The 24,542-nt window shown below is 67.7% G+C and carries 15 protein-coding genes; 9 read left to right on the top strand and 6 right to left on the bottom strand.

The annotated features are described in order from the left end of the window. The first annotated feature begins 43 nt into the window (after positions 1–43). The 7 genes from ABD808_RS35595 (at position 44) to ABD808_RS35565 (ending at position 15,275) form a co-directional block, all read left to right on the top strand. Positions 44–307, top strand: coding sequence for a hypothetical protein (locus ABD808_RS35595; protein WP_344906933.1), 264 nt, complete (start codon positions 44–46; stop codon positions 305–307). Between the two features lie 1,204 nt (positions 308–1,511). Then, the gene (locus ABD808_RS35590; protein ID WP_344906930.1) at positions 1,512–1,901 is read left to right on the top strand and encodes a hypothetical protein; all 390 of its coding nucleotides are present in this window, start codon (positions 1,512–1,514) and stop codon (positions 1,899–1,901) included. A gap of 301 nt (positions 1,902–2,202) precedes the next feature. After that, positions 2,203–3,942 carry a DUF262 domain-containing protein gene (locus ABD808_RS35585; protein ID WP_344906927.1) on the top strand — a complete coding sequence of 580 codons (1,740 nt, stop codon included), beginning with the start codon at positions 2,203–2,205 and terminating at the stop codon, positions 3,940–3,942. Next, complete coding sequence (locus ABD808_RS35580) at positions 3,929–5,191, top strand: type II toxin-antitoxin system HipA family toxin (RefSeq protein WP_344906924.1); 1,263 nt, start codon at positions 3,929–3,931, stop codon at positions 5,189–5,191. The genes ABD808_RS35585 and ABD808_RS35580 overlap by 14 nt, the downstream gene beginning before the upstream one ends. Before the next feature lie 134 nt (positions 5,192–5,325). Further along, positions 5,326–11,898 (top strand): DEAD/DEAH box helicase, encoded by a 6,573-nt coding sequence (locus ABD808_RS35575; protein WP_344906921.1) that lies wholly within the window; start codon positions 5,326–5,328, stop codon positions 11,896–11,898. Next, positions 11,895–14,108: a UvrD-helicase domain-containing protein gene (locus tag ABD808_RS35570; RefSeq protein WP_344906919.1), complete on the top strand. Its 2,214-nt coding sequence runs from the start codon at positions 11,895–11,897 to the stop codon at positions 14,106–14,108. The genes ABD808_RS35575 and ABD808_RS35570 overlap by 4 nt, the downstream gene beginning before the upstream one ends. Positions 14,109–14,450: 342 nt before the next feature. After that, a complete protein-coding gene (locus ABD808_RS35565; RefSeq protein WP_344906916.1) occupies positions 14,451–15,275 on the top strand; it encodes an abortive infection family protein in 825 nt (274 codons plus the stop codon). Here ABD808_RS35565 and ABD808_RS35560 read toward each other — a convergent pair. The 3 genes from ABD808_RS35560 to ABD808_RS35550 all read right to left on the bottom strand — a co-directional run bounded on the left by ABD808_RS35560 (position 15,166) and on the right by ABD808_RS35550 (position 20,353). Further along, positions 15,166–17,337: a GmrSD restriction endonuclease domain-containing protein gene (locus ABD808_RS35560; protein WP_344907638.1), complete on the bottom strand. Its 2,172-nt coding sequence runs from the start codon at positions 17,335–17,337 to the stop codon at positions 15,166–15,168. The genes ABD808_RS35565 and ABD808_RS35560 overlap by 110 nt on opposite strands. Positions 17,338–18,435: 1,098 nt before the next feature. Next, positions 18,436–19,764: an outer membrane protein assembly factor BamB family protein gene (locus tag ABD808_RS35555; RefSeq protein WP_344906913.1), complete on the bottom strand. Its 1,329-nt coding sequence runs from the start codon at positions 19,762–19,764 to the stop codon at positions 18,436–18,438. 349 nt (positions 19,765–20,113) lie between these two features. Next, a complete protein-coding gene (locus tag ABD808_RS35550) occupies positions 20,114–20,353 on the bottom strand; it encodes a hypothetical protein (protein WP_344906910.1) in 240 nt (79 codons plus the stop codon). A gap of 336 nt (positions 20,354–20,689) precedes the next feature. On the opposite strand from ABD808_RS35550, the gene ABD808_RS35545 reads away from it, so the two are divergent. Next, complete coding sequence (locus tag ABD808_RS35545; protein WP_344906907.1) at positions 20,690–21,007, top strand: hypothetical protein; 318 nt, start codon at positions 20,690–20,692, stop codon at positions 21,005–21,007. A 70-nt stretch (positions 21,008–21,077) separates the two neighbouring features. On the opposite strand, the gene ABD808_RS35540 is transcribed toward ABD808_RS35545, so the two are convergent. After that, on the bottom strand, positions 21,078–21,581 hold the full coding sequence (locus ABD808_RS35540; protein ID WP_344906904.1) for a hypothetical protein: 504 nt from the start codon (positions 21,579–21,581) through the stop codon (positions 21,078–21,080). A gap of 448 nt (positions 21,582–22,029) precedes the next feature. Next, positions 22,030–23,040 (bottom strand): ATP-binding protein, encoded by a 1,011-nt coding sequence (locus ABD808_RS35535; RefSeq protein WP_344906901.1) that lies wholly within the window; start codon positions 23,038–23,040, stop codon positions 22,030–22,032. A gap of 283 nt (positions 23,041–23,323) precedes the next feature. On the opposite strand from ABD808_RS35535, the gene ABD808_RS35530 reads away from it, so the two are divergent. Next, entirely contained in the window at positions 23,324–23,884 is a 561-nt protein-coding gene (locus ABD808_RS35530; protein WP_344906898.1) for an RICIN domain-containing protein, read from the top strand. Positions 23,885–24,107: 223 nt separating this feature from the next. On the opposite strand, the gene ABD808_RS35525 is transcribed toward ABD808_RS35530, so the two are convergent. Beyond that, the gene (locus ABD808_RS35525; protein ID WP_344906895.1) at positions 24,108–24,512 is read right to left on the bottom strand and encodes a PPOX class F420-dependent oxidoreductase; all 405 of its coding nucleotides are present in this window, start codon (positions 24,510–24,512) and stop codon (positions 24,108–24,110) included. Positions 24,513–24,542: the final 30 nt, after the last annotated feature.

The following is a 24,542-nucleotide window of genomic DNA, read 5'->3' as shown; positions in this document are numbered from 1 at the left end:
TAAGCGCAGGTGGCGGTCTTAAGTAGCGATCGCGGTGGTGGACATGTCTGAAGTAGAGGTCGTCGGTGAAGCTTTGAAGCATGCGGCGAAAATGCTGAACCGGAAGCTGAGTTCGCTCGGTGAGTCAAGAACTCTGGGGGGCCTCAAAGCGCGAACTGTGCTCAACTCACTCATCGGAATCGCTGCCACGACCGCAGGCGGAGTCATCGCGTTGTTCAATCCACCTGCGGGTGGAGCGGTGGCCGCAGACGGTGGGGTAGTGAATGTTCTCGGCCAGATCGGCGACCGAAGAAATAACAAGGCGTGATGACGTGATCGCTATCTCGCGTTTCGCGCGTAGGCCCGGGTATTTTACTAGGTCAGTTGCGGGTGCGCTCTCGACGTCGGTGTTGTTATTGCCGCTGAGCGGTTGCGGAGACGGTGACGGCCCTACTCGGGGTTCGAGTGGCCGCCCCTCGCACGCTCAGAGTCCGGTAGTGGTCAACAAACAACCAGACGGTCTAATAGTTTCGCTGCCAAAATTGGAATCTCTTATTGACAAAAGTGTTCCGAAAGAACTGAAAGGGGCACTATTCAATCGTGACACGTTCGCGGACGCGAGGGACCGCCAGAATTTCTCCTGGGATATTTTTGACTCTACCCACAGTAGAAGTTTGGAGGTCACCGTTAGGCGTAATCCAACAGTTGCCAGTGCGAGGAAGAAGGTCCGGTACGCTGAAACGGAAATTGCTAATGATCACCTTCGACGTCCGCTGAATGCGTTCGACAGTGGCCCGGCACATCGCGTTCCTGGCGTGGCCGACGAGTGTGTCGCCTTTGATGTGGCGAGCATAAATAGCGTTAACGGCGTTGCCGGTGACGTTAATTACTATACGCAAAGGGGTCGCTACCTGGAGTGTCGCGTCGCGAACGTTGATATTTCTGTGGAGTGGATTGGGTTGAATTATTCGAAGCCGTGGTCAAGGACGATCGGCTCTGGCCTCGATCGTGCTTCCGCGGACCAGGTAACGCAAGCCGTCGTTCGATCCATAGCCGCTGTACTCGCCTGAGTGCCTGCTCTTCACCACCGTGGTGATCCCCGTCGACCCACTCACCGCAGTGGATGTCCTGTGCGCGGCCTCACCAGGCGGCCCCTCACCTGCGTAGCTCGACTGGGAACTCAATAGCACCGAAGGAATGATCGCGTGATCACTGTCTCACTCTTCGTGCACAGGCCTGCACGCTTCACCAGGTTAGTTGCAGGAGCGCTCTCGTTGCTGCTGCCGCTGAGCGGTTGCGGAGACGGTGATAGCTCTACTCAAGATGCTCGGCCCTCTCGATCGCCGAGTCCAGTAGTGGTTAGCAAGCGACCAGACGGTCTGATAATTTCGCTTCCAAAATTGGAATCTACTATTTTTGGAAGTATTCCAAAAGAGCTAAAAGGGGCGCGGTTTGACAGGTTCTCGAACGGGACGGATAGGAAAGATTATTCATGGACGGCTTATACTTCGACCCATAGTAGACATTTGAAAGTGATTGTTCTGCGCGTCCCGTCGGTCGATGATGCGAGGAAGGAAATCCGGTCTACTGAAAAAGATATGGCCAACGTTAATCTCCGACGTCGGCTGAATGATTTCAACAGTGGTCCTCCACGGCGTGTTCCCGGTGTGGCCGACGAGTGCGTCACATTCGATCTTTCGCGCGTAAATTTCATTAGTGCTGTTCCTGGTAACGGTAACTACTACACGCAAAAGGGTCGTTATTTGGAGTGCCGCGTCGCGAACGTTGATATTGTCGTGGAGTGGATCGGGTTGAATTACTCGAAGTCGTGGTCAAGGACGACCGGTTCTGGCCTTGATCGTGCTTCCGCGGACCAGGTGACGCAAACCATCGTTCGATCTGTGGTCGCCGTACTCGCTTGAGTGTTCGCCGATGGGGCGGGGGTGCGGCCGCATGAGGCGGTGAGGGCCGCGCTGATCGGAAGGTCCCGGCCGCAAGGGTGTGCGGTTCGACCGGTTCGACCGGGTGACACCGCCGAAGCTGTGCGGTCGACGCGGTCGTTTAATGAGCCCGGACCGTCGCCGTCGTCGGTAGGCTTTCCGGGACGGTGGAGACCGGCTTGACGCTGGTGGTGAGGGCGAGCCTAGATCATGTTGACGCGGTGATCGTTCGTGCCGGTCGGGAGCTGGGGCTCGTAGAGGGCGGGCTGAGGAGGAAGAGCTGATGAACGCGAGCCTTGACACGCGGCCCGTCGCCACGATGTTCGACGTCGAGACCCTGGTGAACCAGGCGTGGGCCGGGATGATCCGCGTTCCCCATTTCCAGCGGGATTTCCGGTGGCACAGGTCCGATGTCAGCAAGCTTTTCGACAGCATCGTGCGCGGCTATCCGGTGGGATCGCTCCTGCTCTGGCGAAAGCCCGCGGTCGCCAAGATACTCACGCTGGGCGATCTGCGCATCGACGCTCCGCAGACGCAGGCTGCGCTCTGGGTGGTCGATGGACAGCAGCGCATCACGAGTCTGGCCAACGCCCTGCACCCGGACGTCAGCGATGCGCGCTTCCTCCTCGCGTACGACCTGCGAGCCCGGCAGTTCGTGCCCACGCCACCGGTCGAAGAACCAACGATCATCCCGCTTCCCGTGCTGTTCAATCTCACCAAAGTCCTGAGCTGGTTCGGGAGTCACCCCGAAGCGGTGGAACACGTCGAGCACGCCAACGAGATAACTCAACGGCTGCGGCAGTTTCCCATCCCGGCCTACGAGGTCGTCCATGACGATACGAAGGTGCTTCAGGACATCTTCGACCGGATGAACAACTATGGGAAGCGGTTGAGCCGTGCGGAGATATTCTCAGCTCTGTTCGCCGGTGAAGAGGATGAGAAGGACGTCGCCCTCACGTTCGACAAGATCGCTCAGAACATCGACGACGATCTCGGCTTCGGACTGATCGACAACGACACCGTTCTGCAATCGGTACTCGCGCGACGGGGACCGGACACGAAGCGCGAGATTCGCAACGAGTTCAGGGAGGGAGAGGCTCCCGAGCGGTCGTATCATTCCGCGCGCGCGATCATCGAGTTTCCCGACGAGGACCGCGAAACCGCGTACCGACTGGCGGAGGAGGCGATGCGGAGGGCGGTTCAGTTCCTCCAGAACGAGGCTTCGGTTCCGCACTACAGCTTCCTGCCGTACCGTCACCTGCTTGTCGTGTTGACACGGTTGTTCGCGCACCATCCCAAGCCTGACGAGCGGAACCTTCGGCTGCTCCGCCGTTGGTTCTGGCGGGCGGCCGTGGTGGGGCCGGAGGCGTTCAAGGGAAGTACCACCGGGGCCATTCGCTTCCTCAGTTTCGCGGTGAAGCCGGATGACCTCACCGGATCGCTTGAAACTCTGCTCAGTCTCGTGGACAGGCCGGATTCGCCACTTCCGGATCTGCGTCGATTCCGCAGTAACGAGGCTGCCACAAAGATGGTGCTCTGCTCCTGGTGGCAAAGGGGGCCCCGGTCTCTCGAAGACGGTGAGCCGTTCGACATCGATGACCTGTCGGCCACGTTGCAGGACCGGCAGACGGCGCTCGACGCCGTCCGATACGTGGTTCCGAGGCGCCTCGTTCCGCCGGAGTATCGGATGTGGGCGGCGAACCGTGTGCTCATGCCGGTGCTGTTCAAGGACGTCGGTGCGGTCGAGGACCTGATCATCGGCGCCCCCTTGATCGCCGATCCGGATGAGTGGGCCGACCCCCCAGTGTGGCCGGAGGCTCTCGCCTCCCACGAGATCACCCCGGAGATGGTGGAGCAACTGCGCGGCGGTGACACGGTCGGGTTCCTCCGTCTGCGTCAGGGGGCGCTTCAGCGGCGCCTCACCGACTTCCTCAGCAGCAGGTGCGAATGGGGGTTCGAGAACACGCCGCCCCTCGATCAACTGCTCGTCGAAGACCTGGAAGAGGACGATGAGCTCGCCTGACAAGCGCTTCGGGGTCTGGCTCGGTGAGCGCCGGGTCGGCACTATCGTGCAGCAAGGAGACCGCACCCGATTCACCCTTGACGCGGAATACCGTGAGGATCCGCAACGGCCCGTCCTCGGCCTGCGCTTCGAGCAGAACCTGTCGGCGGTGCACGCCGCGACGGTTCGGTTGCCTCCGTGGTTCTCGAACCTGCTTCCGGAAGGAAGGCTGCGCGACTGGATCGCTGCGGACCGCAGGGTTTCCGCCCAACGTGAGATGGAACTGCTCATTCAGGTCGGACACGACCTGCCCGGCGCCGTGCGGGTCTTCTCCGAAGCCGTTGACCCGGACGACTGGTGGGACGGCGACTCTTTGCCGGGCAGCTCTCAATCCGGCGCCGATGATGAACCGGCGGCCGGATGGCGCTTCTCCCTTGCGGGAGTGGCGCTGAAGTTCTCCGTCCTGCGCCGGAACGACCGGCTGACGCTGCCCGCCTACGGCGAGGGCGGCGACTGGATCATGAAGCTGCCGGACCGGATTCACCGGGACGTCCCGCGCAACGAATTCGCCATGATGTCCCTGGCCGCTGCGATCGGCATCGACGTGCCCGAGATCTGCCTGGTGCATCGGTCGCAGATCGATGACCTGCCGGAGGAGATATGGCCGGACGGTGAAGAGGTCGCCTACGTGATCCGGCGGTTCGACCGCGAGGGCGGGCGGCGGCTCGTCCATATGGAAGATCTCGCGCAGGTCCGGAACCTCTACCCGGACAAGAAGTACCTTGGCAACTTCGAGACGGTGGCATCCCTCATCTACCGGCGGCACGACGTCGAAGCGCTCCGGGAGTTCACTCGCAGACTGGCCTTCTGTGTCCTGATCTCCAACGGCGACGCGCATTTGAAGAACTGGTCTCTTCTCTACCGCGACCCACGTGTTCCGACGCTTTCACCGGCCTATGACCTGGTCTCGACGGCTCCCTACCGGACGGGTGAGGAACCCGAGGACCTCGGCCTCAAGTTCGGCGGCACCCGGCACTTTCACAACGTTACGCTGCGCACGTTCTCGAAGCTTCAAGACCGTCTTGGAGCGGTCGGGACGGACCTTCCGCAATGCGTGGCCGAAGTGATCGAGAGAACACGGGACGAGTGGCCCGGATGCGCTTCACACCTGAACGGTAACCAGCGGCTCCAAGATGCCATCGATGCCAGCATCAAGGCGCGCAGCCGCACGCTTCTGAGGGGAGCGGGGAGCGGCAGTTCACGATCATGATCGTGCCGGGTCGCCGCGGCCCCGGCGCGGTCGGTGCCGCCTGCCGATTGTGGTCAGGGCTTGGGCGCGATCCCGGGCCGTCCTGTCGGAAGCGCCCAATAGGCTGCCGGAGTGCGCGATGAGGGGGCGAGACGGTGAGGCCGACGCTGGCGGCGGACGAGGTTCGGCGGAATCTGACGCAGTACCTCACGACCACGTTCGCGTTGGCGGACGAGCAGGTGCGCGACGGGCTGGAGCGGTTCCTCAACCATGCTGAGCAGGGCATCTTCCGTGGTCCCTACCTGCGCATCCGCACGCCGTTCCGCGTTGAGGGTGACGGGTGGCGGGGGCTGCTCCAGTGGGCGCCTGCCGGGTTCGTCCCGTATCGGCACCAGGCGGCCGCGTTCCGGCGGCTCACGACGTTCAACCATCGGGCGGAGCCGACGCTGATCACGACGGGGACCGGGTCCGGCAAGACCGAGTCCTTCCTGGTCCCGGTGCTCGACCACTGCCGCAGGGCGCGCGCGCAGGGGAAGGGCGGGGTGAAGGCCGTTCTGCTCTACCCGATGAACGCCTTGGCCACCGACCAGGCCCAGCGGCTCGACGACTACCTCCGGCAACCCGGTCTGGGTGACGTGACGGCGGGTCTCTACATCGGTGACACCCCCGAGACCGGCTACCCGCGCGTGTACACGCGTCGGGCGGAGATCCGGCGGTCGCGGCCGGACATCCTCATCACCAACTACAAGATGCTCGACCTCCTCCTCCAGCGCGCCGACGACCTTCCTCTTTGGGAGGACGCCGACCTTGCTTATGTCGTCGTGGACGAGTTCCACACCTACGACGGCGCGCAGGGCACCGATGTGGCGATGCTGCTCCGGCGTCTCGCGGCGGCGGCCGGGCACAGCGAGCCGGGCAGACCACTTGGACGCATCTGTCCGGTCGCGACGAGCGCGACGTTGGGGGAGAGCGGGGACGGCGCCGAGATCCGGCGGGTCGCCGAGACGGTGTTCGGCACTCCCTTCGGCCCCGATTCGGTGATCGGGGAAGACCGGCAGAGCACCGACGAGTTCATCGAAGAGGCCGGGATCGACTACAACCTGCCTCTGCCAGACCCGCAGGAACTCGCGTCCATCCCCGACCCGCACGGTGACGACGGCGCCATGGCGCAGATCATGCAGGCCGTCACCGGAAGCGACTCGCTCACCCCGCGCGAACTCGGGACGGTGCTGCGGCAGCACATCCTCACCAGCGCCGTCCTCGAAGTGCTGGACGGGAAGCCGCACACGCTCGGCGAGATCCTCGAACTCCTCCCGCGCAAGGGCGCCTACAGCTGGGGCACGGCGATCCGCCTGTCGCCGATGCAGGCCGCGGCGGCGCTGGCGCGGTTCGTCGCGCTGCTGTCCGAGGCGCGGCATCCGGACGACGCCGACCGTCCCTTCCTGCACATCGAGACGCATCTGTGGGTGCGGTCGGTGACGCGGCTGCTGCGCGCGGTCGGGCCCCGGCCGGGGTTCGGCTGGTACGGGGAGGCGCCGCCGCTCGACACGGAGACCACGGTCACCGGCGGCGGACGGGAGATGCTGCCCACCGTGTACTGCCGTCACTGCGGACGGTCCGGCTGGGCGGCGATCTCCCCGGAACGCGACCCGCACGACCTGGTCACCGACCCGTCCCGCGTCTACCGGTCCGGGATCGCGGAGAAACGTCTCGTCCGGCCGCTGATCACCGCGACGCGGCGTGAGGCGGAGGCGCAGGCGGCGGGGGAGCGGGGCGGCCCGAAGGTCCTGGTGCTGGCGGCGAACGGGCAGCACGTCCGGCCGCTCGACCCGGAGAAGGACCTGGCGAACTCCGCCAGGGCCGACTTCCGGGACGTGTTCGTCCTCACCGACCTCTCCCACACCAAGGAGAGCAACCGCGACGCCGAGAACGACCGCTGCCCCGCCTGCGGCATGGAACAGGGGACGCGGTTCCTCGGCTCCGGGCTGGCGGCGCTCGCGTCCGTCGCGGTGACGGAGCTCTTCACCGGCGGCCAGCTCGAGAAGCAGGAACGCAAGACCCTCCTGTTCAACGACTCCGTACAGGACGCCGCGCACCGCGCCGGGTTCGTCGCGAACCGGTCGTACGGGTTTTCGCTGCGGCTCCTGCTGGCGTCCCAACTGGACGACGCCGACGGGCCCAAACCGCTGCACGAGCTGATCTCCGACACCGTCAAGGAGGCCAGCGTCCCCGAGTACCTCCCCTCGGTGGTGCCGCCCGACCTGCACGACCGCGACGACGTGGACGCGCTCCTCGCGGGCGAGACCGAAGGGTCCGCGCGGACGTGGAACCTGATCGGGGAGCGGCTCGCGTTCGCGTCGGTCCTGGAGTTCGGGCTGCGTTCCCGGCAGGGCCGCACGCTGGAGCTCACCCGGACCGTCGCCGCCGAGGTCGCCGTCGACGACATCGACCGCGTCGCCGACCTCGCCCGCGACCTCCAGCTCGCCGGGCCCGCCGCGCTGACCGGGCTGCCCGGCCACGACACCTACGTCGCGTACGTGCGCGGGCTGCTCGAACGCATGCGGATGCGCGGCGCCATCAAACACCACTGGCTCGACGCGTGGATCGACGGCGCCGGAACCAAGCGTTACATGACCATCTGGGGCAAGCGTCCCGACGGGATGCCCGCGTTCCCGCGCGGGCTGTCCGCGCCGCGTTTCGTCCTGGGCGCGCCGAAGGACCGCAGCGAGTTCGACGGGATCACCGGGCGGCAGTCCTGGTTCCAGGACTGGACGGCCCGCTGCCTCGGCATCGAACCCGGCGCGTCCGGCCCCTACCTGTCGCGGCTGCTGACGCTCCTCACCGACGAGGACGTCATCGCGCGCCGCACCGCCGGAGACGGCGCCACACCCGTCTACGGGCTGCGCCCCGGTCACGTCCTGGTGCGCGCGCTCGACGACGACCAGGTGCAGGCCGCCGGGGTGTACTGCCCCGTCTGCAACTGGCAGCAGACCGTCCACCCGGACCGCCTGCGGGAATGGGTCGAGTCGCCCTGCCCGCGTTACCGCTGCACCGGACGTCTCGACACCGACACCCGGCGCAGCGACCTGTACGAGAAGGACTACTACCGCCTGCTCTACCGCAGCAGGCGCCCGTTCAGCGTCATCACCGCCGAGCACACCGGTGCGCTCACCCGTCCACAGCGCGAGGACGTCGAGCAGAGGTTCCGCGACGGCGCCCGCTACAGCGACCCGAACGTCCTGGCGTGCACGCCGACACTGGAACTGGGCATCGACATCGGCGACCTGTCCACCGTCGTGCTCGCGTCGCTGCCGCGTTCGCCCGCCAGCTACGTCCAGCGGGCGGGACGGGCCGGACGCAGGTCCGGCAACGCCTTCCTGCTGACGCTCATCGGACGGAACCCGCGCGACCGGTACTACCTGACCGACCCCACGGACATGATCGCGGGCGACATCGTCCCGCCCGGCTGCTACCTGTCCGCGGTGGAGATCCTCCAACGCCAGTACGTCGCGCACCTCGCCGACCTCGCCGCCCGCGACCACTTCGACGGCCTGCCGCCGATGCCGCGGCTCGCGTCCGCGCTGTTCGGCGAGTCCGGCTGGCTGCCCGCGTTCCAGGACGCCGTCCTCGGCCGGGGCGACGCGCTCGCCGACGGGTTCCTCGCCCTGTTCGCCCAGGGCGACCCCGAGACCGGCGTCACCGAGGACGCCGCCCGGCGGCTTCGCGACTTCGCCGTCGCCGGGCTGAAGGACACCGTCACCGCCGCGGCGCGGGTCTGGGACGAGCGGCTCGCCGACATGCGCGCCCGCCTGGACGTCATCGACGCCGCGATCGACGCGATGATCGACTCCGACCGGCAGCAGCGCGACCGCCGCGCCGAACTGCGCGCCGAGCGCCGGGCCGTCCAGGCGCGCATCGGCGAGATCGGGCGCGGCGACGCGCACGGCACCCTCGTCGAACTCGGGCTGCTGCCGAACTACTCGCTCATCGACACCGCCACCGCGCTCGAAGCCACCCTCACCTGGGAGGAGCGCGTCGGCGACGAGACGGGCGAGGCACCCGCCCCCGCCGACCGGCAGCGGGCCGACCGGGCGCGCGGCGACCGGCGCTTCCACAGCGAGATCCGCGAGTACGAGCGGTCCGCGTCGCTCGCCCTCACCGAACTCGCCCCCGGCAACCACTTCTACATCCGCGGCTACCGGCACGAGGTCACCGGACTCGACATCGGCACCCCGCAGCGTCCCGCCTACCAGCAGTGGCGCGTCTGCCAGGAATGCGGCTTCGTCCGCACCACCGCCGCCCAGGAGGACCACAGCCCGTGCCCGCGCTGCGGCAACCCGCGCATCGGCGACAGCAGCGGCCTGCACACCGTCCTCGTCCCCACCCGCGTCACCGCCCACGACCTGCGCGACGACGCCCGCATCCGCGACGACCACGACGACCGGCAGCGCCGCTACTACGAGACCGCCGTCGCCGTCGACATCCCGCGCGACGAGATCGCCCCCGGCGCGTGGCGGCACGCCAACCGCGTGTTCGGCGTCGACTTCACCCGGCGCGCCGTGATCCGCCGGTTCAACCTCGGGTCGCTGCGCATGGACCGTCCCGCCGGTGACCCGTTCGCCGGTGACCTGCGGCGGCTGAACCCGTTCCACGTGTGCCGGACGTGCGGCGGCGCCACCGCGGACGGCCCGCCGGGCGGGGACGGGCGACTCACCGGCACCACCACGTCCGGGTACGACGCGTCCCGGAGCCACCACCGGCCCTGGTGCCCGCAGCGGCGCGGCGGCGACGTCGAGCACGAACCGCTGATCCTCGCGCACGAGCTGCGCACCGAGGCGCTGCGGATCCTCGTCCCCATCGCCACCACGATGATCCCCGAACGGACCGTCACATTCGAGGCCGCGCTGATTGCCGGGATCGCCCGCAGGTACGGCGGCGACCCCGCCCACCTGCGGATCGTCACCGCGACCATGCCCGACCACCTGCACCACAGCGGGCACCGGCGGCGCTTCCTCGTCCTGCACGACACGCTGCCCGGCGGCACCGGCTACCTGCACCGCATGTCCACCGAGGGCGGCTTCCGCGAAGTGCTCGAAGAGGCGTACGAGGTCGCGTTCCACTGCCCGTGCGCCAACGAGGAGGGCAGGGCCGCCTGCCACCGCTGCCTGCTGTCCCACGTGCGGGGCGAGGAGTTCGACAAGGCCGACCGGGGCCTCGCCGTCGAGATGCTCACCGACCTGCTGGACGGCTGGGAGACCGCGTCCGTCGCCAGCACCGACGACATCTCCCTCGTCAACCAGGTCGAGAGCGAACTGGAGGCCCGGTTCCTGGACGCGCTCATGCGGTGGGGACGCGCGCCGGGCAGCGGCCGCGCCATCGCGTCCGGCCCCCGCCTCAACGATCGCCGCACCGCGGACCTGCGCGTCGCCGCCGGGGACGACGTCGTCCACTGGCAGGTCATCCTGCAGAACACCATCAAGGGCACACGGCCCGACGTCTACTTCAAACGGCTCGACGGCGCGCCGCTGGAGGTCGCCGTCTACCTCGACGGCTACGCCTACCACGCCGCGCCGCACGCCAACCGGCTCGCGGGCGACGCCGCCAAACGGGCGCGGCTGCGCGCCCACGGCCGTGTCGTCTTCCAGATCACCTGGGACGACGTCGAACAGTGGGAGAGCGGCCTGTTCCCCGAGACACCCGCCTGGGTTCCGTACCAGGGCAACGCGCAGGGACGGGCCCGCGAGGGCTACCTCCAGGGCGGCGGCGACCCGGCCGAACTGGCCGACCTGATCTGGGCCAACCCGATCCAGACGTTGCTGGCGTTCCTGGCCGACCCGGACGGTGACCGCTGGCGGCGCCGTGCCGAGGCGGCCGTGACGGGCCTCGTGATGCCCGGTGCCGAGACGCGGCGGGCCGCCCCCGAGGGGGTCGCCGACCTGCTGGCGGCGGCGGTCCGCGGCGACGCCCTGCCCACCTCGCCACCCGGCGACCTGATGCTCGCCCGGACCGTCGACGCGAGCGGCTGCCCGCTCACCGCCGTCGTGAACGGCCGCACCCGGGCGTGGACGGCGTTCGCGGTCATCGACGACCGGACCGCCGCCATCGACGCCGACGAGGACGCGCACCGCCGCCGCTGGCACGCCTGGCTGTACTGGGGCAACCTGCTCCAGTTCCTCTCGAACGGGGAGGGCGACGGCGTCCAGCTCGCCTTCACCGCCCTCGACGGCTTCGACCCCGCCGCGCTCGCCGTCACCGGCGGCGCCGGGCTGACGTCGACGCTGAGCCTGCTGCCGCTGGACACCGACGACCTCCCGCCCGGCAGCGTCCCGGAGGCACGACCGGAACCGGAGGCCACCGGCCCGGAGCCGCCTCGGGCGGCCGACCCGCCCGTGCCTGACGCGCCCGTGGCCGACGTGCCCGTGCCGGACGGTGGCTGGGCCGAGGCGCTCGACCTGCTCGACCCGGACGAACCCGGCCTCGCGGACCTGGCGCGCGGCCTCATGGCGCGCGGCGTCCCCGTCCCCGAGGTCGGCTACGAGCTGGGCGAACAGGCATGGCAGGCCGAGCTGGCCTGGCCGGACGCCAAAGTCGCCGTCGTCCTCGCGGGCAACGACGACGAGGCCACCGGGCGCTACCACGCCTACGCCCACGCCGGTTGGGAGACCCGGGGGGCGACCTGGTGGGACGTTGACGAACTGGCGGAACGGATCAAGGCGAGGAACGCATGACCACGCGGGGCGAGGCGACGCTGCGGCTGCTCGACAAGGCCGACAAGGAGATCCAGAAACTCCCGCGCGTCGTCAAAGGCGCGATCTACGAGTTCCAGCACGACTTCCGCAAGAACCCCGACGCGCGCGGCCTGCGGCTCAAACAGCTCCAGGGCCACACCCGGCTGTACTCGGCGCGGGTCAGCGCCGAGTACCGGGCGCTGCTGCTGCACGTCGGTGCCCGCGACTACATCCTCGTCGCCGTCAAGCACCGCAAGGACGTCTACGACAACCTCGACCGCTACCAGTACAAGATCAACGATGTGACGGGCGCGATCGAGTTCGTCGACCTCGTCAGCGTCGAGGAGAACGTCTCCACGCCTCGCGCGCCCGAGCCCGCACCTGTGCCGGTGCCCGTCCCAGCGGTGCCCGCGCCGGCGCGGCCGCTGTTCGCCGACCTCACCGACGACGAGCTCCTCCAGCTCGGCGTCGCCTCCGTCCTGATCCCGCTGATCAGGACGATCACGACCGAGGACGAGCTGCTCGGGCTCACCGAGATGGCGCCCGCGCTCACCGAGGAGGTACTCCTCGGACTGTATTTCGGGAAGACCTTCGACGAGGTTCTCGACCAGGTCACCGCGCCCGTCCAAGCCGACGACGACGTCGACACCGACGACTACGCGACCGCGCTCGCCCGGCCCGCGACCCAGGTCACCACGTCCGACACCGAGCTCCAGGCCGTCCTCGAAGACGACTTCGGCCGCTGGAAGGTCTTCCTGCACCCCGGCCAGCGCAAGCTCGTCGAACGCGAGAACAAGGGCTCCGCCCGCGTCAGCGGCGGACCCGGCACCGGGAAGACCATCGTCGCGCTGCACCGCGTCAAGCATCTCGTCGACCGGCTCCCGCCCGGTGACGACAAGCCCGTCCTGTTCACCACGTTCAACAAGAACCTCGCCGCCGACCTGCGCAAACGGCTCCTGGAACTCGGCGGCCCCGAAACCGTGTCCCGCGTCGAGATCGTCAACATCGACAAGCTCGCCGCCGACGTCGTCGCCCGCGCCGAACCCGGTGGCAAACGCCGCTGGATCGACGACGCCAAGGCCGTCCAGGAATGGCGCGACCTGCTCCTCGAACTCGGCGAGACCATCTGGGACCCCGAGTTCCTCCACGCCGAATGGACCCACGTCATCCTCGGCATGGCGGGCAACTCCCGCGCCGACTACTTCCGCACCCGCCGTCCCGGTCGCGGCCGGGGCATCGGCCGCGCCCAGCGCGCCGAGATCTGGCGGCTCGTCGAGAAGTTCCGGCTCCGCCTAGACGAGAAGAACCAGTGGACCTACCGGCAGGTCTCCGAACACGCCGCCCGCCTCGAACAGGAACGCGCCGAGAAGATACGGCGGCACCGCGAGGGCAGCCTCAACGTCCATCGCGAGGACGCCTCCGTCGCCCGGATGCGCCCGCGCTACTCCCACATCGTCGTGGACGAGGCACAGGACCTCGCCGCCGCGCACTGGACGATGCTCCGCGCCATGGTCCCCGAAGGACCCGACGACATCTTCCTCGTCGGCGACGTCCACCAGCGGCTCTACGACAACCACGTCTCGCTGAGCGTGCTCGGCATCAACATCCGCGGACGGCGCTCGGCACGGCTCACACTCAGCTACCGCACCACGCACGAGATCCTCGGCTCGGCGGTCCGGCTCCTCGGCGAGGAATCGTGGGACGACCTCGACGGCGAGACCGATGAGCTCACCGGCTACCGGTCGGTGCTGCGCGGCTCCGCGCCCGCCGTGCACGGTGCCACCACCTGGGAGGACGAACAGGACTACATCGCAGCCCAGGTCAGCGAGCTGATCGACGGGCCCTCCCCGTCTATCGCCATCAGCGTCCCGGAACGCGCCATGGTCGCCGAGATGGAGGCCCGCCTCGCCCGCGCGGGCATCCCCGCCGCCTCCATCGGGCCCGACGGGCCGCGCGTCGACGACGTCGTCCACGTCGGCACCATGCACCGTTTCAAGGGCCTCGAATACCAGCACGTGATCGTCGCCGGAATCTCCGACGGTCTCGTCCCGCAGGGCTATCTGCGCAGATGGGAGCAGTCCGACCCGGCCCGGTACCGGCGGGAACTCCAGCGCGCCCGCTCCCTGCTGTTCGTCGCCGCGACCCGCGCCCGCGACACCCTCCACATCACCTGGCACGGCGACCCGAGCCCGTTCCTGGGGGACCGGTGACGGGTCGCAGCGGGCAGAGAACGGTCCCTACCATCGCGGTCGTCGGCATTTTCCCCGTGGGAATCGCGCCCGGGGCCGCCGCCGAACGACGTCGACGGGCCGGTCTCGCCGCTAGGCTACGGATCGGAACACGGAAGGGCGGGGGCGACCGCCCGCGGCCGACTCGGTTCCACCGTTCCCACGCATGGTGCCCTGCGCGGCTGGGGTGCGGCCATCTGGCCGTCGCTCGTGCGCGCCGTGAGCGCGTCGGCGGGTTTCGTCGACCTGGCGTTGAGGCGCGGTGGCCGGGCGACGTCGACCGCCGTGACCCCCGTCCAGCATCCCTAGCCGTCCGAAAGGCCGATGATGTCCGGAACAAGGCTGCTGAGCGACGCTTCGATCGGCGCGATCGCGGACCTCACCCGATCAGCGCCCGACGTGGAGCGGGTGCTCACCGGAGAGGGCATCACGCTGGAGGCCCTCCCGCCGGTGCGTGACCGCGGAGCGGTGATCGTCCCGAACGTCCGGCAGCGCCTGGCCAGGACATTGAAGGCTCTCGACCTGACCGACCGGGCGACCGTGAGTTCGGTCCTGGCCGTCGCGGCGAGGCTCGCGGAGATCTACGAGAACGCGCCGAACGCCAGCCCCGGACGCGTCGTCCGGCTTCGTGACTGCCTCGCCGCCGACGGCTACCACCTCACCCAGGCGGGCGACCCCCTGGCCGCCGTCCGGGCCCTGGCCGACGCCGCCGACCGGGAGCTAGCCGACGCGTCCGCGATCCGCGCGGAACTCCTCCGCCTGGAACGCAACCTCGGCGCCGACCCGAGCCAGGACATCGGCGCCGCCAAACGGCTGATCGAATCCACCGCCAAGATCGTCCTCGCGCGCACAGGAGTCTCCGCGGGCAAGAACCCGAACATGAACGTGCTGATCCCGAAGGCGATGGAGAGCATCGCCGCCTTCTCCGAGACCAAACCGCGGCACGTCCAGGCGATGATGGAGAGCCTGCGTGAGCTCGCGCTCAGCGTCAACAGGTTGCGCAACACGGCGGGCGACGGGCACGGCGGGGTCACCGCCGTCACCGGTGTGGACGACCGGGACGGTCGCCTGGCCGTGCGCGCCGCCATCGCGTGGTGCGCCTACCTGCTGGACGCCCTGGGCGACCTTCAGGGTCAGTCCACGGACTGACCCTGGCCCGCCTGCCGCATGTGCTCGGCCCGGATCGCGGCCAGCGAACGCAGCACGCCGTCGACCGGGGTGTGCCAGAACTCCCACCCGTTTCCCCTGCCGCCCACGGCGAACGACGCGGCGGTCGGCGTCTCGTGGCCTCGCCCTCGATCTCGATGAGGCCCTGCGACGTGATCACCGCGGTCGCCGCCTCACCGTCGGGACGACGGTCGACGAGCGTCGCGCCCACCTCCAGCAACCCTCGCTCGATCAGATCGGAAACCGACACGCCGTGATACGCGCGGCGACTCGTGACCGTGACCTGCCCACCGGGGGCCGGGTAGTCGGGGGAGTAGTCGGGATCGCTGAGAAGCCGGAACGCGTCCCTGATCACCCTGGCCATTCCTTCCTGTCGCATCGAGAGGAAGTCGTGGTAGCCCATTTCCTCCCATCCGTCCGGAAGGGCGTGCAGATCGCGCTGCCGGAGTATCTCGTCCTCAGTGAGGCCGGACGCCTCGATCTCAGCGGCCCAGAAGCGGGCCGGGTCGTCCTCCCCGGAGGTCCGCCGTTCGACGAGCGTCATGTTGGCGATCCGGTTGCTCATCTGTGTTTGCGTGATCTGAGCGGTGTCCCGCAGATGCGCTCGCGGGAACAGGTGATCCCGCCGGACGCCCGTCCTGCTGGTCCGCGCGGGGTCGAGGACGGTGCGCACGCTCGTCCGGGAAAGGAGCACCGGCGCGTCGTGAATGTTGAGGGCCGCGAGATACGCGGACAGACTTGGTGACTTGGACGCCGAGGTGGCCAGCGCGTTGGGCAGCCCGATCGTCCAGAAATCGTTGGTCAGCGTCGAGTCGATGACCCGGTCCAAGGCGGCGCGGAAGCCGTCCGCGTCGCCGTCGTCGAGATCGCCCAGCATCGCGAAGTCACGCTCGGCCTGAGTCTCGAAGTTGCCCGAATAGCGGCCCGTCGTGTGCGCCATGAAGAACCACCGGGCGATCACCGCTTCCAGCTGCTCCGGTGGGACCGCGAACCGGGTCCTGCCGAACAGCCAGATCGCGTAGGTGAACAGCACGGCGTTGTCGCTCGACAGCATCTTCGCGCCGCGGAAACCCGCGCGTTCCAGGCAACGCAGGAAATCGTGCCAGTTCCCGAGATCGAGCACATGGGACTGGGCCTCCGCCAGCACGGCGAACTGGTCGTCCCGGCCCAGGCCCTGCCCGCCTTTGCCGCGCAGCAGCTGATAGACCTGCTTGAGTACTGCCCGACGGAACGCCAGCGCCACGCTCACCCGCAGGAGCTGGTCGGGCTGCGGTCGCAGATACCAGTTGAACGCCGTCTCTCCGTCAAGGGTGGGTCGCCTGGCGCCCCCGCAGAACTCCTCCAGGTCGACGCGCCCTTTCTCCCAGAAGACGCTCATCATCGTGAGGATGAAGTCGGCTTGGTTGAGGGTCACGCCCTCGCTGTTGATCCGGACGAAGATCTCTGCGACCTGCTCCTCGTCGATCGACCGCGACAGCTCCATCACCTTGAAGGAGTAGTTGCACAGGTCGCGGCACCGGTCCAGCGCCTCGGTCAGCCGGTCCTGCTCGTCCTGGGACACCTTCCGGCGCGAGCCCAGCCGTTCGATGAACTCCCGGACGACTCCGTGGAAGCCCCGTCCCGCCCACAGGACGCTGATGTCGGGAACGAACTCCGGGTCCTTCTCGATGGCCGCGTCGGTCACCTCGAATCTGCCGTCGGCGGGCCGGAACGCGATGCGGATCCGCGTCCGGTCATAGTTCTCGCGTACGACGTCGATGCCCTTCATGACCGCGTACAGGGAAGTCAGCCGCTGCTGCCCGTCGACGATCAGGTTCCGCGGTACGGCGTCCCCGCTTCCGATGCGCCGCGCCCCCGGCTCCGCGTCAGTCTCCCAGAACAGCAGGAACCCAACGGGGAAGCCCTTGTACATGGAATCGAAGAGCGACCGCACTTTGGTCGCCTTCCATACGAACGGACGCTGAATGTCCGGAAGTGCGACGTCACCGCGATCGATGGCCTCGACGAGATGTGTAACAGAATAATCTGTGGTCCGAAACAGCATTGCGGTCACGATCACCCACCCGCCATCGACTTCACCGAATGGCATAACCCTATGCCCCGACCACGCCGTCCCACGCGCTCTTTGGGAGAGAGCCGGCCTGAGCCCACCGGATGATCCGTCCCAGCCGCGTCGGAGGCACCGGTGCTCACATTGCCGGGGCGCGGCGGCGGCCGCGCCCGACCGCTCCGGCTCGAACGTGGTGGCTGGGAGCACCAAGGCTTCTTGCTGGGCCGACGAGCTCGTCTCACAACGACAGGGGGGCTATCTCCTTGATGAACACGGGACGCTCTCATCGGGCGGTGGCCGGAAGTGGACGCGCCTTGGGATCTCGGACACGGGGGACTCGGTTCGATATGCGCCCGGCGAGGCTTTCAAAGAATACCCATTATGACGGAATGGACACGACGGCTGCTGAAGTGGGGGGCGACCGTACGACTCAGGACCGCCTGGAGGTCTGGGGATGGACCACGGCGATATCACCATGATTGGCCGCGGGGCCATTGGCGCCTACAGTGATCGGTTTCCGCCGGGTGTGCGCATCGGCTCCGACGAACGCCCTGTGATCAGCTCCGGTCGACTGCTCGCCGCCGCGAGACCGGACATCCGAGATGCTTGACCGGGTCTCCCGAGATCCCGGGTGACGGGCTGGCCTGCGCGACCAACCACAATTCTTCGCCCGTCCTGCCGCGAGTCTTAGCCCCGGTGATCTGGAAGGTCGAACGCTTTCAGGCTCTAGGCGGGGACTAGTAGGGCGAAGATGCGGATGCGACCATGCCTTCGGGGAGTGGGGCTGGGGCGTTGGCTACCACTGATTGGCCGGTGGGCCATGGGTGGTTGTTCAGGAGTAGCGCGGGCCAGGAGTCGCCCAGTGACAACGAAATATTTGAGCGGCTGACCAGTACCGGTGTCGAGCCATGGCTGGCCGACCGCCTACTGATCTTCCTGCCGATGGCGTACACAGTACGCGGAGATCCCCGCCTTGACGGCCCCGTCGAACCCCGACAATTCGATCACCGCGAAACCCTATCGTGGCGCTAAGAGGGCAGCGCCCCCGACAACGGGCGTTCGTTTCGCACGACCACGTTCGGACAGCGCGGCTCACTGGTTGGGGGCGGCCTTGTTCTTCGGCGGTTCGTAGACGGCGAGGACGGGCTCCGAACCTGGCTCGGAATCCTGGCGGACCAGAACGAAGAGGCCGTTCACCCAGGACAGGCGGCCCTTGCTCCGGATCATTTCATCGACCCCTGTCTGCGACTCGGAGATCGACATCAGTTCGGACGACTTTCCGGTACGCGGATCGAGCGCCACGACGGTGCTCGGCTCACCCGAATAGCCGTGTTTGCGCGACGAGACCGGCGGGTGTGCCGCGATCAGCCGCGCCCCGTCCATGCCCACCGGGACCAGCTCGGCGCGGTCGGTGATGTCGCTCTTCCACAGGCGGCGCCCAATCGTCAGGTCGTAGGCGACGACGTTCGCCCCGCTGAACTCGCCGACCTGGACGCGCACGTAGGCCGTCGTGCCGTTGAGCACGATGCCGTCGCACCAGGTGGCCTCTCCTGTCGCGCACTGCACTTTGGTGTCCTTGCCCAGTTTCACTCGTCCGGCGGGGGCCCCGGACTTGTTGAGCAGCATGACCTCGTTGACCTCGCCGCTGTAGCCGTCCCCGGTTCCGATCACGACTGGATTCGTCGAGAAGATCCCGGCCACACCGGTGTCCTCGCCGAGGACGCGGGTCCAACGCGGTTTACCGTTCGCCGCGTGGAGCGACTGGACCGCGGTGGTCAGGCCGCCTCGGCACGTCTGCTCGGCGACCAGCGCCTCGCCACCGCCGACACCCGCGTACAGACAGCCCTGAACGAGGCCGATGCGCTGCCAGATGGGCTTCCCGTCACGAAGCCGGAAGGCGTTGATGCCCTCGTCCTCCCGCTGCGCCGCGACGACACCGTCCGCGATGACGACCTGGGTCTCCTTGTCGCCACTGGAGTCCCACGGTGGCAGCGGCCGCTGCCACACCGCCGTCCCACGCTGGACGTCGATCACCTGGACGCGGCCGCACTTGGCGCCCGGATCGCTGTGCAGCACGGCGATCCGCCCGCCTGACATGAGCTTGGACGCGGCGCAGACGTCCCCGGTCAGTGGGACGGCCCAACGCTTCGTCCCGTCCGTGACCCCGTACCCGGTGACCTGCCGCCCGGCGGCGAGCGCGAGCACGTCCCCGGACGTCCACGCCACAGGATCGTGCGGTGCGAGCGGGGCCTTGGTGTTGTCCAACCACCAGGCCAGCTTCGCGGTCGGCCCCGACGACTCGTCCCCGCCCGACAAACCGTTCACAACGGCGACGACACCAACGGCGATCGGAAAGAGCAGGAAGAGGTAGCGCCAGCGCTGCCGTTTCCCAGGACGCGGCGGCCGGGGAACCTCGAACACAGGCGATTCAGTTGGCGAGGACACCCGTAGTTCCTATCACGACCATTCCGGGCCTATGTCCGCTTCTGCCATGTCGGACGTCGTCGGCAATCCGTACCCCACCATGAACTTTCGCGCGGGGTCGTGGTCGAGGTCGTGAGCCATTCCGGAGAGTGGTTGCGGAGGCAAATGGCTGTGACGGGGCGGGGTGATCGTGCCCCGAGCTGGGCGTCCTTGGTGTGGGCTGCGGCGGATATCGCGAGCTGGAGACAGGGGCCATCCTGGTGACGGCCTGCGGAGGTTGCCGCTGATGTGAGAGGTGGCAGATCCTGGAGTCATGTCCACCGGGCCGGATTCGCCAGATCCTCAGTCACTGTCGTTCGATCTCCTCTATGGCCTTATCAACGAGGCCGTGTTCCAACTGGGGCACGATCCGGATCTGTTCACCGGGCCGGAAGGATCTGACCCGGCGACCGGTGGGCCCGGCGAGTGTTCGGACTTCTGGACGATCAACGACGCCGCGATCGGGATCGCGTCTCGAAACGTGGAGGACATTCAGCGGCATGTCCTGAGCATCGTCACGCACGCGCGCGGCTGCCGTCTCACGCATGACCCGTGGGATGACCTGATCAGGGGATGTCAGCTTTACGTCCACGAGGACGGCGAGGCCATTCCGGGGTGGGAAGGCCGCGTCACCGCCTGGCTCCGCTCCCAGCGGATACGGCGAGACCCAGCTCGGCCGCAGGGACCCTCCGCTCAGCCCTTTTCCGGACCGGTCGCCCCTCCCTACGACGACAACCAGCCTCCGCGACCGGAACCCGCGCCGCCCCGGCCTGACGCGTTTCCTGACCCGCAGCCCTCGTACCCAGGGCAGGGCATGGGGCAGCCGCTCCCGGATCTCGTTGACAGGGCCGTCGAGATTGGTACGTACATTGGTGCCGCGGGGGTGGGCGGGGTCATCGGCAACCGGGCCGACGCGGGCGTGACACGGCTGTTTCGCCCGTTCCGCGCGCTGTGGCGCCGACTGGTGCGCCGTGGTGGCCGGACGCCCACCGAGGCGCAGGCCGTCGCGTCCGCCCGTGCCGCGCTCGCCGCCTGGAGTTATCTGCCGGAAACGCTCACCGTCCAGCGAACCGAAACGCGGGACGGCCGCTGGATCATCCACGGCACCGCCCGGCACGCGACCACCAGAACAGACGTCCTACGCATAACAATCCCCTTCGCCGAGTCCACACCCCCGGCACTTTTCATCGTCAACCGTTGACTCATCCGCCGCCCGTTCCCGGCAATGGCCTGAACACCTCGCCGCGGTGGAGTCGTCGGGCGGCCGGGTCTCAGGGGGCCAGGGAGGGGGGACGGGGGGTCGACTCGGTGCGTTGGGCGGCGAGCCAGTCTCTGGTGTAGTTCGTGACGTCCTCGATGAAGCGGTCCAGGTCGGGTTCCGAGAAGTTCGACTCGGCGACCAGGTGGAGGAGGATGAAGACCTTGGCGTTCAGGACGGACGTCAGGTCGCCGGGGGATTCGTCGTCGTTCAGAGGAGGGGCGTCGACGGCGCGGCGGATGACGTCCTCGATGAAGAGGGGGTCGATCGTGACCGAGTCCTCTTCGGCCTTGATCCGCAGGTCGGCGACGAAACGGACGATGTCGGCCACGGTGCAGGACGGGGAGAACTTCCGGCGCACCGCGACGCTGAACGCGCCGAGGAGCAGCGACACGTAGCCCGCCGCGGTCTCATCGTCGGTTTGCAGCTCGCGTTTCAGAGGTTCCCACGCCTGCGGACCCTCAAGAAGGAAGTGCCGAAAGGCCAGGATGTTGTTGTCGCGTATGTCAACCAGCAAGTAATTCATCGAAATAATTCATCACTCAGAGGGAATAGTCGACGGTGGGCCGAGCTCTGGTGTTTCACATCCTCTCATTCGCTGAAACGTCCTCAGTTCGGTACGGCCGGTCTCGGCCACGGCGACCGCCTCCGATGGGTTGTATTCGGCAGGCGCCCGTATGTGGATTACGGTCTGTCCGCTGAATCACCCCGGGCTGCGCGTCCGGCGGGTTGGACGCACGGTAACCGGCTCTCTACGGGTCCTGCCGTTTCCAGGATGGATCGAACCGCGTTCGGGAGCGTCGCCTTCGTGGGCGGGGTTCGGTCGTTTCGGGGTGCTTTGACTTTCTTACCATGGCCGACGTCCGGGGTGCTGCGTCCGGGCTAGATTTCCTGAGGTTCGACGTCCCCGAGAGCGTCCGGGCGGGCGCCGAGGAGGCCCGGGGTCAGGGACTGTCCCGGGGCCGTCATTCCGGCCAGGGCCGCCTCGAAATGCGCGTCGGTGAGGGGCTCGACGGCGTCAGCACCATCACGACGTTGGCGTCCTCGGCGAGACCGTCCATCGCGTTCAGCAGGGAGAACAGGAGCGGGGAACTGTCGTGCAGCTCACGGTCCTCGGCCACCAGGTCGACGTCCTCGAAGACGATGACGGCGGGTTGGAGCTTGCGGGCCAGCGCCACGGCGTATTCGAGGAACCGCATCGCCGGACCGGTCAGCTGGATGACCGTGTAGTCGGACAGACGGCCGATGAGATAGCGCACCGTGTGCGTCTTGCCAACGCCGGGTGGGCCGTGCAGGAGAAGGCCGCGCTTGAGGTGCTGCCCGGCGGCGATGAGCCGCTCGGCCTGCTCGGCGATGCCCACGATGTGCGCCTCGATGCCCTCCAGGTGCCCGTCGGGCAGGATCACGTCCGTCGCGGCCAGAGTGTGCCGGGGGAGGAAGGCGACGAGCTCGTTCTCGTTGTGTTCGCTGGCGCTGAAGCTCGCGAACTGGCCGCGTAGGACGTCGTGTTCGTCCTTGAGCCGTTCCACTTCGTCCCGTACTTCTCCGGCGGTCGTCCGGTCGCGGGCGAAGATGGTGAGCACGCACTGCCCGTCGTAGGGGTCTGTGTTCTGTACCCCGATCGCGATCGGCGTGCCGTCGGGCGCCGTCGTCGCGACCAACCCGAGTTCGACGACATCCATGGTCTTCGCGGGGCCGGTCGCCGCGGTCACGTAGTCGGGGCGGCCGAGTTGGTACGCGCCGGAGCGCAGCGCGCCGCTCAGCATGCTGTCGAGGCTCTCGAAGCGCCGGTCCGCGCCGGAGATCCCGAACCACTGCGCGCCCGGTGAACGCCGCGCCACGTAGGCGTCGATTCCGCATTGCAGACTGGCCTGCTCCCAGCTCCGGTACGTCTGCTCGACGGTGAGAACGTCGGCGTACGCGCACCCAACACGCCTTCGGCGATGTTCCAGAAGCGGACTCCGTTGGCGCGACATTGGCACCTGCGGTCAATACGGGAGCGGTCGAGTTGTGACGATCGGGCGGATCTTGGTGGGCTGACCACGCCGCGTCGTACTTCTGTAATGCGGAAACGTCAAAGAGCAACCAGTGATACTGGTGGGCGGTTTACTTCGAATGTAAATTTTCGTCAATGACTGTGGCTGACCGAAGTCTGACCAAGGGAGGCCAAAGGCGGTTGCAGACCGGAGTAGGCGTCCGAGCGTCCTAGCCGACGAAAAAGTCCGCGGTCAGGAAGGGACGTCAGGAATGAAGACGCGCATGAGAACGAGCCGGTTCGCCGCCGGGTCCATGGCGGGCGTCGCCGTCATGGCGATGCTCTTCGGCACCACTTCCCCCGCTCGCGCCGCCACCACCTCGTACGTCACCGCCATCAGGGGGCTCCTGAACCCCACCAAGGTCCTCGACGTGGAGGGGTGGTCCAGGGACGACAGGGGCAGAGTGCACCTGTGGGAATTCAGGACCACCGATGACGTGCGAAACCAGCGATGGATCGTCGAACGGGTCGGCGACATGAACGGTCACGATGTCTTCCGGTTCATCAATCAGTTGTCCGGGAAGTGCCTGGACAAGTCGGACGACAATCCGAACGGCAACGGAAACCTGGTCTACCAGTTCACCTGCCACGGCGGAAACAACCAGAACTGGGAGAAGATCCCGTTCGGCGATGACGGCTGGACGCAGCTCAGGAATGTCGCGGGCGGCCGCTGCCTCGACATCGAGGGACCCAGATGGGACAACGGCGCCACGATCCATGTCTGGGACTGCTACGGATCGGACGGGAAGCCCGCCTGGAGCCAGCGCTGGAACATCCTCCCGTGACCCATTGCCCACGACCCATTCCCCATGACCCGTCCTCATGACCCATCCCCATGACGGGGGGACCGGGAGCGCCCCGGCTCATCGCCGCCCGTCCGGCGGCGCGGAGACCGGGGCGCGCGGCGCGCCCGCCGCCGGACACTCTCGGCGGCGCCCCGGCGCCCCGGCGCCCGACGGCCCGACGGCCCGGCGGCCTGGTGGCGACCCGCCTGTGCCTGACGTGTGGTTACTCGGCGGTGCGTTTGGTCATGCCCTCGGCGTCAGGGTCGAGGCCCCAGGTGAAGATCGTGTGCGGGTGGACGCGGATCGCGTCCGAGTCATAGGGAGCGCCCGGTGGGAAGTCGCCGTCCACGACCGTCTCGGCGCGGCCGCGGATCTCGATGCCGCGGGCCTTCCACGGGTTGACGGACGCCAGGTCGTCGATGACGAGCGCCACCTGGTCGTTGCCCTGGACGTTGCGGTACTTGCGCGACTTGGCGAGGTTCCAGCCCCGGATGTCGAACGTCCCGATCTCCGCGTTGTAGGTGAACGTGACGGGATTGTTCTGCGGGTCATTCTTCGGCCCGACGGTGGCAAGCCGGGCCAGAAGCTGGGTGGCGAGGTAGTCCCGTTCGATGTCGGTGAGGTCCATGCGTACAGCATGCAACCTCAAGTCGTCCTG

The organism is Actinomadura meridiana (genome assembly GCF_039537545.1).
GTDB lineage: Bacteria > Actinomycetota > Actinomycetes > Streptosporangiales > Streptosporangiaceae > Spirillospora > Spirillospora meridiana.
This window is presented reverse-complemented; position numbering and strand designations above follow the sequence as displayed.